A 12217-nucleotide genomic window follows, 5' to 3' on the forward strand; every position below is an offset into this window, starting at 1 on the left:
GGTTTTCTTTTTTACTGGAGTTGAACCCATGAACATCGACTGGTATCCCGGTCACATGAAAAAGGCCAGGGCGCAAATTATTGAGGTCCTGCCGACTATCGACCTGATTATCGAAGTCCTCGATGCCCGCCTGCCCGCCAGCAGCGCCAATCCTTTGCTGGAGAAACTGCGCGGCGACAAGCCCTGTATCAAGGTGCTGAATAAAAATGACCTGGCCGATCCGACCGTGACCAAGGCCTGGGTCAGCTTTCTGGAAAAGCAGCAGGGGGTCAAAGCGATCCCACTGGAAGCAAAGGACCGCCGCGATGCCGGTTTGCTGCCGAAACTTTGTCGCAAGCTGATGCCGAACAAAGGCGGCAAGGGACAAAAACCGCTGCGGGTCATGGTGGTCGGCATTCCCAACGTCGGCAAATCGACCCTGATCAACACCCTCGCCGGGAAAAAAATGGCCCGAGTCGGTGACAAACCAGCCATCACCACCTGTCCGCAACAGATTGATCTGCGCAACGGCATCCTGCTCTCCGACACCCCGGGCCTGCTCTGGCCGGTGATGGATGACGCCAACGGTGCCTGCCGCCTGGCCGCCAGTGGCGCCATCGGAGACAACGCCTTCGATACCACTGAGGTTTCTCTGGCTACCACCGCATACCTCAGCGGCAAGTACCCAGCGCTGTTGCTGAAACGCTACAAGCTCGCGGAGATGCCGGAAACGCCGACCTTGGTTCTGGAAGAGATCGGCCGCCGCCGCGGCTGCTTGGTCAGTGGCGGCGATGTTGACCTGCACCGTGCGGCAGAGCTCCTGTTGCGCGAGCTGCGTGGCGGGAAATTGGGGCGCATCAGCCTGGAACGACCTGGGGAACGTTCATCAAACAGCGCCAGCAGCGAAGCGCACGCAGATGAACCCGAAGTTTAACTGCCACTGCTGCGGCCATTGCTGCCTCAAACTGGTCGATGCCTATAACGGCTGCGTCAGCGATGCCGACCTGCAGCGCTGGCGAGAACTGGGACGGGATGATCTGCTCGCCGGAGTGGAAACTCTCGACCTTGGCCCGGGTAATCAGCTACACACCGCCTGGATCGACCCGGAAACGGGTGACGATGTCGAGCGCTGCCCCTGGCTGCTCAGCAAAATCGACCACAGTGGCTATCTGTGCGGCATCGACGCTATCAAACCGGACCACTGCCGGGCTTACCCGGAGCACCAGCAACATGCCGCAACAACCGGCTGTCAAGGCTATAAAGAATACACAGTACCGACACCTGAAAGTTTAGAGGAAGGCAAACAGAATGAAAAATAAAACCAAGGGCAAAGATATCTACGTGACCGATATCTCCTTCGATGCCAGCGAAGAGGACCTGATAAAATTGTTCTCAGTCTGCGGCACGGTCCGCTCCGTCCACTTGCTCACCGACACACGGACAGGAAATTTCAATGGCCGGGCCTTTGTCTGCATGTCAAACGATGCCGAAACCAAAGAAGCAATCAACATGCTCGACGGCACCCGCTTGATTAATCGCTGCATCAGCGTTTGTGCAACCCGCGAAAAGGGCGAGGGGGAACCGCCAGTAGAAGAAGCCAAGGAAGAGAAAACCCGGCGGCGCAGACAACCGAAGGGATTGGCAAAAGGAACAAGCAAAGGACAACCGAAGGGGCGACGCAAATAGCACGATCCTGCCCTTAATTCTCTAGGAAAGAGCAGAACCGGTTGAAAAGGTTCTGCTCTTTTATGTTTTTGGCTCTATCACCAACCTTTGCTCTGCCTTTTTTGCCGAACGCCGAACCCTCCCGAACTATTGATCCAGTTTGACAAAGGTCAACGCCGCCGAATTAAGACAATGCCGCTTGCCGGTCGGGGCCGGACCATCATCAAACACATGCCCGAGATGCGAGCCACAGCGGGCACAGACCAGTTCGTTGCGCACCATAAAAAACTTCCGGTCGTCGCGGCTGGTCACATTTTCAGCCGCAACCGGCCGATAAAAGCTCGGCCAGCCGGTCCCCGATTCGTACTTCGTCTCCGAGAGATACAGGTCGAGCCCACAACCGGCACAGCGATAGACACCATGCTCGTGGTTCTTCAGCAACTGCCCACTAAAGGCGCGCTCGGTCCCTTCTTTCCGTAAAACATGGTACTGCTCGGCAGTCAGCAGCTGCTTCCATTCGGCCTCGCTTTTCACCACTTTATCGCTGAAAATAAAGGACCTTTTTTCGACCGAATAAACGCTCACCTTGTCTACATCGACCATCATCTTTTCGTCATCTGTCGCCAACCCGGTTGATGCCATCCAGAAAAATCCGAAAGCTGCCAACATCAGAGTCAGAAGTTGAAATACTCTCATTGCTCGACTCCTTTTTACCAAGTTATCTATTGCCAACGTTGTAACATTTGTTGTTGAAGACCCACCACCATAGAGCTGCCGAAAGCGCATCATCGGTGCTGTTGATAGACAGTCTAGCAAAGTCAGGTAAAGGGGAGATAAAGCCTATTTAAAGATTGGGTAAAGATCGGTGCGAGGGCTTAAAAATCAAGCGTCGCCCGGCAAATGTAGCCAGATACGGGTCTGCCCGGCGCCACTTTCGGCACCGACGGTACCGCCATGTGCTTCGATCAACTGCTTGACGATTGCCAAACCGATGCCAGCACCGCCGTACTCACGTGAACGGGACCGGTCGGCGCGGAAAAAGCGTTCGAAAATAAACGGCAAATCCGTCGCAGAAATCCCTTCCCCGCTATTGCTGATAGCAATTTCAACAGTTCCTGCCAAACGGCGACCGCTGATCGTCACTGAGCCCCCCTCGGGGCTGTAGCGCCAGGCGTTTTCTAACAGGTTGCGCAGCGCTTGCAATAACTTGTCGAGATCGGCGGTGACCGTCAAATCAACCGGCTCAATGTTCATTTCCAGACTGATCCGTTTACTCTGGAAACGTCGATCAAACAAAACATGCAGTTGCTCAATCAGGGTGGCAACCGACAGCTCGCGGCGCTGTAGAAATGCCTGTGCCGCTTCAGCTTTGGTCAGCTGTTGCAGATCATCCACCAAGTGCACCAGCCGCAGTATTTCATTCTCGAGCATGCGGAAGGTCTCGCGTGACGGCGGCACCACCTCGTCACTCAAACCTTCCAGGTAGCCACGCAGATTGGTCAGCGGCGTGCGCAATTCATGGGCGACGTCGGTGACCATGCTCTTGCGTAACTGCTCAAGCCGCTCAAGGCTGTCGGCCATCCGGTTAAAGGAGTGGCCCAGCTGGCCGACCTCATCGGCAGTAACAACTTCGACCCGATCTTTAAAATTTCCAGCGGCAAATTCCTGCGAGATTTGCGTCATCTGCGAGAGCGGTCGCAGCACCCGCTTGGTCATCAGAAAACTGAGCAGCAGAGCCAAACCAAAAGCCGCCAGCGCCGCCCAAAGCAGGTAACGGTGGACCGCCTCGATAAACATCTGATGACTATCGTGCGGGGCGATGGAATAGTTTTCCATCAGGCGCATGAAATAGGTCGCCGCCAGATTATCGATCGCCAGCCAGACCACCAAAATGGTGATGCCGATGACCGGCACGATATTCAACAGCAGTTTCCAGAGCAGACGTTTTTTCATCTAAGCGTCCGTCTCTGCAAAGCGGTAACCAAAACCACGTACGGTTTCGATATATAGCGGCCGACTCGGATCGTCCTCAATTTTCTGCCGCAACTTGTTGATATGCACATCGATCACGCGATCGACCACCGCCTCTTCATGATCGTAGAAATGCCGCAGCAGTTCCCCACGGCTGAATACCCTGCCGGGCGAGGCCAGTAGCGTGTAGAGCAGTTTGTATTCGGATGAGGTCAGGTTGACCGCTTGTCCGGCGCGCGTCACCTTATGCTTTTCCGGATCGAGCTGCAGGCCGCCATGCCGCAAAATCGTAGCGGAAGAAACCGGCTCTGACTGGACCCGACGTAAAATCGCTTTGACCCGCTCGACCAGCTCGCGCGGACTAAACGGCTTGACCACGTAATCATCGGCCCCAAGGGAAAAACCGAGCACCCGATCGATCTCCTCTTCACGCGCAGTCAGCATCAGGATCGGTACTTGCGATTCAGCCCGCAAGCGACGGCAGATTTCCAGACCATCGATATTCGGCAGCATCAGATCGAGAATCAACAGATCCGGCTGCAATGCTTTGGCTGCCTGCAAACCCAGCTGCCCATCGTTCTCGATCAGTGTGGCAAAGCCTTCCCGCTGCAGGTAGGTGGCCACCAGATTGGCCGTGTTGGGATCATCTTCGACAATCAAAACGGTCCGTTGAACTTCGCTCATGGTTACTCCACAACAATAAAAGTGAATCTTTTTGAAATCTTAGCAGGTGATAGATAATCCTGCCGAGGGCTATGAAATTTTCGAGCACTGCGTAGGGACTGAAAAGGCAGGCAACAGCGCTGGCAACGCGGCGAAAAGCTGCTACCCTCAAAGAATCCAGCCCCCATTAAAAGGAGAAGATTATGAACTTAAAATGGAAAGTTATCGTCAGCAGTCTCGTCCTTCTGCTTTCCGCCAACCTGAGCTTGGCCGATGAACTGGTCCTGTTCAAAGGCGGCTATCAACTGCTCAGCCCGAGCGGCAGCATCGCCGGAACAATCAATGGCATCGGCCAGAAAGTCGATGTTGAACGCGACCTCAACCTGGATGACAGCGAAAATGCCACTGCCGAAATCGCCCTGCAGTGGGGCAATTCCCGGCTTAGCTTCAACTACCTGCCGATTGAATTTTCCGGCACAGGGACACTGACAATTACCGGCTCCTTCAACGGACAAGACTTCAGTATCAACGATACGGTAAACAGCAAGATCGCCATCGATCTCTACGATTTCGGCTACACCTACTATTTTATCAACTTGGATGATCTGCCAAGCCGCTTTCAACTCGGGCTGGAACTGGCGGTAAAGGTGGCCGATGCTGAGGTCACCTTCAATGACCTGACACGAAACTTCACCGAGAGTGAGTCGGTGACAGCGCCGATTCCGACCATCGGTGCGCGCGCCCGGATCGCCTTGGCCGATTTCCTCGGCGCAACCGGCCGCATCGGTTATCTGGAATATGACGGCAATCGCCTCGTTGATGGCGAGGTGCAGCTCGAATTCTCGCCCCTGCCGACGGTCGGAATTTACGCCGGGTACCGCTATTTTGATCTAAAGATCGACGACGACGACCTGTTCGTCGAAACCGATTTCTCCGGTCCCTTTGCCGGCGCCTTGATCCGCTTCTAGCTCGTACCCCGAAAACTAGGCATAAATTGGCGGGCTGCTGCGCTTGGCAGTCCGCCAACATGAAGCAGAATAACATCCCTATCTTGGCAATTGACAACCATTTAAGTTATCATTGGTCGTGTGATTCACTTTTACTGCTCTCTCGCAAGAAAGGCTGCAGATGGCCAAAGTTATCCCTTTTCCGCAACATCGTAACCAGCCTGCACAACTGGTTGATGAGATTATCGATTTACGTATGGGGCACAAACATCCGGCGATTCTGGAATGTCTCAAAAAGGAGATGAAAATACTGCTGAATAAATATTACTCGACTGAAGAAGCGACCGCTTCGCTGATTCTGCCAGTGGACCTGACCGAGGAACAGTTCCAGTTCATCGAACAGAACTTGCAGAAGATCTTTAAAGAGCAGAATAATCGCACCGCGAAACGAGCCAACGATCTGTTTCTCGATCTGTGCCTATCGCGGATGACGATTTGTGAACTGCGCCATCAACAACAGAAAGACCCCTGAATTCTTCAGCATTTCATGGAATCTGCTATGCTTTAATCCCAGCGCGATAATTTCTTCCCAATCCCAGCGGAGTCATTCATGCCCCAGCAGTACGACATCATTATTTTAGGCGCCGGGACCACGGCATTTGCGGCCGGAAGAATCGCTGCGGCACAGGGTAAAAAAGTATTGATGATCGAGCAATCGCAGGTCGGCGGAACCTGTATCAACTGGGGCTGCGTCCCGAGCAAAACCTTAATCCATAAAGCCGAGATGTATCACGCTGCACGTAAGGGAGAGAGCTGGGGGCTGAATCTGAGCGCCGGTCGACCCGACTGCGCAACCCTGATGGACTTAAAACGGACCGCCGTCGAAACGCTGCGCGACAGCCACTACCTGTTCGAAGTCGAGCATACCGACAATCTCGATGTGCATTACGGCCGTGGGCATTTCGTCTCGGCGAAGGTTATTGCCACCGACAAACAAAGCTTTAGCGCACCGGACATCCTCGTTGCCAGTGGTGGAGAAGCCCGCGTCGTCCAAATTCCAGGACTTGAGACGGTCAAGTACCTGACCTACCACAGCGCTCTGCATCTCCCCTGTTACCCAAAATCGTTGATTATCCTTGGCGGCGGCGTCATCTCTCTGGAGATGGGGCAGATGTTTGCCCGCTTCGGCACCCAAGTGACCATTCTTGAACGGGGTCCGAAATTACTGGCAGAATTCGACCCACGCCTGACCGAACAATTTCGCGCCATGTTGGAAAAGGATGGGGTAAAGATTTTCTTTAACGCCGAAACGGATCGTATCGAACAGCATACCGACGATGTCTGTCTTTACGCACGCGTTGCTGGAGCAGAGGTCGGCCTCACTGCAGAGCGCTTCATGTTCGCCGTCGGCACCCAACCGACCACCCAGGGATTAGGCTTGGAAGAGGTCGGTGTGGAAATGGATGCGGCCGGCTTTATCAAAGTCGACAACCAACTACGCACCAGCGTCCCCGGAATCTGGGCGGCCGGGGATGTGACCGGCAACCCGATGATCGCGCCGGCCGGAGCTCGCGAAGCTCAGATCGCCGCTAAAAACATACTTGACCCGAGTGCCGCTCACACCATCGATCACCGCTTTTCGCCAATGGCGGTGTTTGTCGATCCTGAGTTCGCCACCGTCGGACTGAATCGTGAACAGGCACAACAGCAAGGCTATCAGGTCGTCACTACCTATCTGGGGCTTGACCGCGTACCGAAAGCCCATGTCATGGGAGAAATGCTTGGCGGTGTATTGCTCAATGCCGAACAAGGAACCGGCAAGATTCTCGGCGTACAGATCCTCTGCCCACGCGCGGCCGATATCATCCACGAAGCTACTCTGGCAGTGCGTTTCGGCCTGACTGTCGTCGATTTAACGACAACCGTCCACGTTTATCCCAGCATCAGCGATGGATTGCGTCAAGCCGCCCGAGAAAATGCCTTTACTCAGGGACTTCTGTAGGGCATAAATAATTAATTTAAACCTCTGTTTGATCCGCCGCGCCTTTATTAATTTTATCGACCCATCGTGTTGTGTATACTACATACCACAAAATTTAAATTTCCCCTTTTATGGCCGGTCATTATGAGTCGTTACCTGTTCGCACTTTTCAAAAAAATGAAAATCCGCTGGAAAATGCTGGTGGTGATTCTACCGCTGGTTGTCGGACCGATTTTTGTTCTCGGCGCCACCATCGGCTACATTGCAACAGAACAGGCTTATGACGGACTGACTGCGACCAGTAAAGCCGACCTGGATCATATGGCCAGCTTTACCCTTGACCTACTCGATGGCCACTATCGCCAGTTCGAGGTCTACCGCAAAGACAAGAAAAAGATCGTTCAGGAAGAAATGAAATCGTTGGTCAACCTGGCGCACACCGTCATCAATGAACAACAGCGTCAGCTAAAGTCCGGAAAAATTGATCTCCAAACCGCTCAGCAAGCGGCGCGCAACAGCTTTAAAAAAGTCAGCATCGGCAGTAGTGGATATCTGTTTGCCATCAACACAGATGGCCTGCTGGCGGTTCATCCGGCCCGCGAAGGGGAAATTGTCTTTGACGCACAGGATGAAAAGGGCCGCTTTTTTATTCGTGAGCTGATAGAACAAGCCCTTGATTCCGACCCGGATGAAGTCAGTTACGCGATTTATCCCTGGCGCAACGAAGCTCTGGGAGATACGCAGCCGCGCGAAAAAATTGTCGCCTTCCGCTACTGCCCCCAGTGGGACTGGATTATCGCTGCCGGCGGCTACCTGGACGAAACCTACAAAGATCCGGAGTTTGAGCGCAACGCACTAAAAACCCTGGGAGATCAGATCAAGAGTAAAAAGGTCGGCCAAACCGGCTACATATTTTGCATGGACGGTAGCGGCACCCTCAAAGTCCATCCCGATGCCGAGGGCCGCAATATCAGTTCTGCTCGCGATTCCGATTATCGCCCCTTCATCGCCGAAATGCTGCAAAACAAAAATGGCTGGGTCCGTTATCCCTGGCGGAATAAAGGCGAGGACAGAGAACGGATGAAGATCGTCCGTTATCGTTATTTCAAACCATGGGACTGGATCATTGCTGTCGGCAGCTATGAGGATGAATTTTACAGTACGGCCAATAAACTCAAATGGCGGATTGCCGCCCACGTGCTGCTGTTACCGCTGGTCATCGGCTTGATAGCCGCCATTCTGGTTTTTCTCGCATCGAAAGTGCTCACTGATCCGATTCACCAGATGATTACCGTTATTCGCCGGGTCAAGCAGGGACGTCTCGACGAGCAGGTTCCGGTCGAAAGTCATGATGAACTGGGGGAACTGGCGATTGCCTTTAATCGCATGACGCGGATGATTAGAAAAAACAAGGAGATGGAAGCGGCACTCGCCCAACAGGGCAAAATGGCTTCCCTTGGCGTGCTTTCCTCCGGTGTCGCTCACGAAATCAATAACCCACTCGGGGTTATTCTCGGCTATGCCGGCTACCTGGAGAAAAAGATTCCTGAGACCGATCCCAACTATAATTTCATTCGTGAAATCAAACGGGAAAGTAAACGTTGTAAAAAAATTGTCCAGGATCTGCTCAGCTATGCCCGCACGCCGAAACCGGTGCTGGAGTCGACCGACTTAAACCGCCTGCTGCGGCAAATTATTGATTTTGCCGGTAACCACACCGATCTTTATCATACGACGATCTTGCAGGACCTCGCTGAGCATCTACCAATGCTACCGGCGGATGCGGATCAACTCCGCCAGGTGGCAATCAACCTGCTGCTCAATGCGGGCTCGGCAATGCCGGAGGAAGGAGAAATCTCCGTCAGCACCGTTCTCGACGAGGATCATTACATCCGTCTCGAGTTTGCCGACAATGGTGAAGGGATCTCCGAGGAAAATCTGGAAAAAATTTTCGAGCCGTTTTTCACCACCAAGGCTCGCGGAACAGGTCTTGGCCTGGCAATCACCAAACAGATTATCGATATGCATCAAGGTGAAATTTTTATAGACTCGGAATTAGGTCGAGGAACCACGGTGGTGATCCGTCTGCCCTTGGTGCGAGAAGAGTACTAAACACCACGACTATCCACGAATTGTTGCTTCTAAAGTTAAAACCATAGACAGGACCAAGCCCATGTCAGCAAAAAAAATAATGATCGTTGATAACGAAGAAGGCCTCTGCCGGATGATGGAAGCAGTGCTGATGGATGACGGTCACGCGGTCCGCTCCTTCAACAACCCCTTAGAGGCGGTCGAAGTCTTCCGCCCCGGCATCTGGGACCTGGTCATCAGCGACATTAAAATGCCAGGCATTGATGGTCTCGAAGTATTGCAACGGATCAAAAAAGTGGAACCGGAGATCCCGGTGATCATGATCACAGCCTTTGCCACGGTTGAAATGTCGATACAGGCCCTGCGCAAAGGCGCTTACGACATGCTGACCAAGCCATTCGAGCCGGATGAGTTGCTGTTTCGGGTACGCAATGCCTTAAATCACAATCAGTTGCTCAGCGAAAACCTACATCTGCGCGAAGAGCTGGCTGGAAAATTCAATTTCGACAAGATTATCGGTGCTTCCAGTGCTCTGCAAAAACTGCTCGACAAAGTGGAAAAGGTTGCGGTACGTGACACCTCTGTTCTGATCACCGGCGAGTCTGGGACCGGCAAAGAATTGATAGCCCAGGCTATCCACTACAACTCGCTACGCAAAGATCAATCATTTATCGCCATTAACTGCGGAGCGATTCCCGATTCCGTATTGGAAAGCGAGCTGTTTGGCCATAAAAAGGGCTCGTTCACCGGCGCGGATAACGACAAAGAGGGGCTGATCAAGGCCGCCGATGGTGGGACCCTGTTCCTCGATGAAATCGGCAACCTGCCGCTTAACGTGCAAAAAACCATGCTGCGCTTTCTACAAGAGCAGGAATTTCGCCGGATCGGTGACACCGAGTCAACCAAGGTTGATGTGCGGCTGATTTCGGCCACCAACTCTGACCTTAGCAGTGAAGTCGAACAGGGCATATTTCGCGAAGATCTCTTCTATCGCCTTAACGTCATTAATTTACACTTACCCCCTCTGCGTGAGCGCCGTGCCGACATTCCTCTGCTCGCGGCCCATTTTATCGGCATCCAGAATGAGAAATTCAACATCGACATAAAGGGGCTCTCGGCTGAAGCTCAGCGAGCCGCCTGTGAATTCAGCTGGCCCGGAAATATCCGCCAACTTAAAAATGTTATCGAAGCGTGCATGACGATTGAGTCTGAAGAGCAGGTTGAGTTAACAACGCTCGCCCAGTTCATAGAAACCGACGACACACCGACAGAAGATGCCGATTATAATCAGGCACTTGGCCGTTTTGAAATCGACTATCTCCATCATTTATTGCGTGCTGCCGATGGTAATATCGAGGAAGCTGCCCGCCAGGCGGGGATGAACATGGCAACCATATATCGTAAACTGAAAAAATACGGCCTGCGCAAAGAGGATGTCCTCGACTAAACTTCTGAAAGAATACGAAATTTCTTCGCAAAACCGCGAATCAACGGTAAATTGCTCATAAATCGCCGAACTAAGGAACTTTATTCACCCACTAACAGCAGAGCCATCAACAATCCAGCCCCTACTTTTTGCACATCTGCAAAAAAACGGCTTCAACCAACCAATCCCAACAGTCCAACAAATTGCCAACAGCCGTGTTTCAGGCCTTTTACAAGTTTTTTAAAAAGTTGGTATAGCACTTGCTATAACCTTAAAGCATAGAAAAACCTCTTTTCGGGGGGCGGAAGGGAAAGCCCGACCACCCCCCATTTTTTTTTCGGAGGTCAATCATGTCGACAAATATCCCTACCCTAGAAAATAAGATTCCCAGCCTCGGCCTACTAGCACTGGCCCTAAGTATCAGCACCTATGCATTCAGCCAGACCGGCTTAACCAATACCCCGGCAACGACCCTGGGTACGGTTTTACTTTTAGGCGGCGGCATGCAAATCATTGCAGCGGTGCGATCCAGACAGTGCGGAAGTCAGGCCGCCACAGCAACCATGCTACCACTTGGCATGTTCTGGCTATCCCTGATCGGCTTTGAAGTCTTCCCTCAACTCGGCTTCGGCCAAACGCCCAGTGCTGTCACGATGGTTGCCTACCTCAGTATGTGGGGCCTATTTGCCGCGATCCTTTTTCTTGGAAGTTTTCAACAGAGCCGCGCGCTGCAATTGGTCTTTGCCGCGCTGATGTTCTGTCTGATTTTTTTGGCCATGGGCAAGTTGCGTGATAACCCGGTATTTCTGGTTGTTGGTGGGATCTCCGGCATTATCTCCGGCTTGGCAGCTGGCTACACCGGCTTAGCACAACTGTTCAACCAGTGGATGGGACGCTCGATTTTTCCCATCGGCATCTGGCAGGGACACCTGGAAACCGACATCGAAAAACAGCTCTCTCCTTGAAAAAAGAACCCATTCAAGGTAACTTGTAAGAATTGATACAAGTTTGGCAGCTATTTTTTGTAAGGTTTTAGTGTGAACTCGAATCTAAGTCAGCAAATGACCCTGCTGGGGTTGGCGGCCGTGGCCTTTTATGCCGTGATGCTTGGAACTGGTGTTGTCGGCTTCGATGTCATGCCGCAGTTCATGATCTCAGCAGTGATTTTCCTTTCCTCCGGCCGCTTAATGCGCATGGCAGCCCGCAATCTACCAGCCAAAGAAGTTGACGAGGAAAAAGAAAAGAAAAAAGAAAAACGTCCCCGCAAAGAGCTTGATTGGGCCTGGCTGAGTCAATTTCTCAATTGGGCAATGGCGCTGATAATCATTGGCGTCCTGGCCCTCTGGGTCATGAAGCCGATCGGCGTATCGATGGTCGATGCAATCAAGCAACATACCCCCGAATCCCAACCGTACTTTTCAGATTTTATTCCTTAGCCTCAGCGTCTAAAAATCCAACCTTTAGATATCTTTGAGTTCACCGACTTCAATTTAA

13 protein-coding genes are annotated in these 12217 nt (G+C 52.5%); 10 read left to right on the forward strand and 3 right to left on the reverse strand.

What is annotated here, in order from left to right; translation table 11 throughout:
- Nucleotides 1-28: 28 nt before the first annotated feature.
- Genes ylqF through ACZ5PT_RS04185 form a run of 3 tightly spaced genes read left to right on the forward strand, consistent with a single transcriptional unit; the run spans nucleotide 29 to nucleotide 1665 of the window.
- A complete protein-coding gene (gene ylqF, locus ACZ5PT_RS04175; protein ID WP_464265548.1) occupies nucleotides 29-913 on the forward strand; it encodes a ribosome biogenesis GTPase YlqF in 885 nt (294 codons plus the stop codon).
- Nucleotides 897-1298 carry a YkgJ family cysteine cluster protein gene (locus ACZ5PT_RS04180; protein WP_464265549.1) on the forward strand — a complete coding sequence of 134 codons (402 nt, stop codon included), beginning with the start codon at nucleotides 897-899 and terminating at the stop codon, nucleotides 1296-1298. The genes ylqF and ACZ5PT_RS04180 overlap by 17 nt, the downstream gene beginning before the upstream one ends.
- Nucleotides 1288-1665 (forward strand): RNA recognition motif domain-containing protein, encoded by a 378-nt coding sequence (locus tag ACZ5PT_RS04185; RefSeq protein WP_464265550.1) that lies wholly within the window; start codon nucleotides 1288-1290, stop codon nucleotides 1663-1665. The genes ACZ5PT_RS04180 and ACZ5PT_RS04185 overlap by 11 nt, the downstream gene beginning before the upstream one ends.
- A gap of 126 nt (nucleotides 1666-1791) precedes the next feature.
- On the opposite strand, the gene msrB is transcribed toward ACZ5PT_RS04185, so the two are convergent.
- From msrB to ACZ5PT_RS04200, 3 genes are all read right to left on the reverse strand, one after another.
- Nucleotides 1792-2340, reverse strand: coding sequence for a peptide-methionine (R)-S-oxide reductase MsrB (gene msrB, locus ACZ5PT_RS04190; RefSeq protein ID WP_464265551.1), 549 nt, complete (start codon nucleotides 2338-2340; stop codon nucleotides 1792-1794).
- Between the two features lie 186 nt (nucleotides 2341-2526).
- Nucleotides 2527-3597: a sensor histidine kinase gene (locus ACZ5PT_RS04195; RefSeq protein WP_464265552.1), complete on the reverse strand. Its 1071-nt coding sequence runs from the start codon at nucleotides 3595-3597 to the stop codon at nucleotides 2527-2529.
- On the reverse strand, nucleotides 3598-4299 hold the full coding sequence (locus tag ACZ5PT_RS04200) for a response regulator (RefSeq protein WP_464265553.1): 702 nt from the start codon (nucleotides 4297-4299) through the stop codon (nucleotides 3598-3600).
- A 182-nt stretch (nucleotides 4300-4481) separates the two neighbouring features.
- Between ACZ5PT_RS04200 and ACZ5PT_RS04205 the strand changes: the two genes are divergently transcribed.
- The 7 genes from ACZ5PT_RS04205 to ACZ5PT_RS04235 all read left to right on the forward strand — a co-directional run bounded on the left by ACZ5PT_RS04205 (nucleotide 4482) and on the right by ACZ5PT_RS04235 (nucleotide 12159).
- Complete coding sequence (locus ACZ5PT_RS04205) at nucleotides 4482-5246, forward strand: porin family protein (protein WP_464265554.1); 765 nt, start codon at nucleotides 4482-4484, stop codon at nucleotides 5244-5246.
- A gap of 160 nt (nucleotides 5247-5406) precedes the next feature.
- On the forward strand, nucleotides 5407-5757 hold the full coding sequence (locus tag ACZ5PT_RS04210; RefSeq protein ID WP_464265555.1) for a hypothetical protein: 351 nt from the start codon (nucleotides 5407-5409) through the stop codon (nucleotides 5755-5757).
- Between the two features lie 78 nt (nucleotides 5758-5835).
- Nucleotides 5836-7227 (forward strand): dihydrolipoyl dehydrogenase family protein, encoded by a 1392-nt coding sequence (locus tag ACZ5PT_RS04215; RefSeq protein WP_464265556.1) that lies wholly within the window; start codon nucleotides 5836-5838, stop codon nucleotides 7225-7227.
- A 123-nt stretch (nucleotides 7228-7350) separates the two neighbouring features.
- Complete coding sequence (locus tag ACZ5PT_RS04220; RefSeq protein ID WP_464265557.1) at nucleotides 7351-9318, forward strand: cache domain-containing protein; 1968 nt, start codon at nucleotides 7351-7353, stop codon at nucleotides 9316-9318.
- A gap of 61 nt (nucleotides 9319-9379) precedes the next feature.
- A complete protein-coding gene (locus ACZ5PT_RS04225; RefSeq protein WP_464265558.1) occupies nucleotides 9380-10744 on the forward strand; it encodes a sigma-54-dependent transcriptional regulator in 1365 nt (454 codons plus the stop codon).
- A gap of 329 nt (nucleotides 10745-11073) precedes the next feature.
- Entirely contained in the window at nucleotides 11074-11688 is a 615-nt protein-coding gene (locus tag ACZ5PT_RS04230) for an acetate uptake transporter (protein ID WP_464265559.1), read from the forward strand.
- Between the two features lie 72 nt (nucleotides 11689-11760).
- A complete protein-coding gene (locus ACZ5PT_RS04235) occupies nucleotides 11761-12159 on the forward strand; it encodes a hypothetical protein (protein WP_464265560.1) in 399 nt (132 codons plus the stop codon).
- Nucleotides 12160-12217: the final 58 nt, after the last annotated feature.

The sequence above is a fragment of the Desulfuromusa ferrireducens genome (assembly GCF_055389805.1).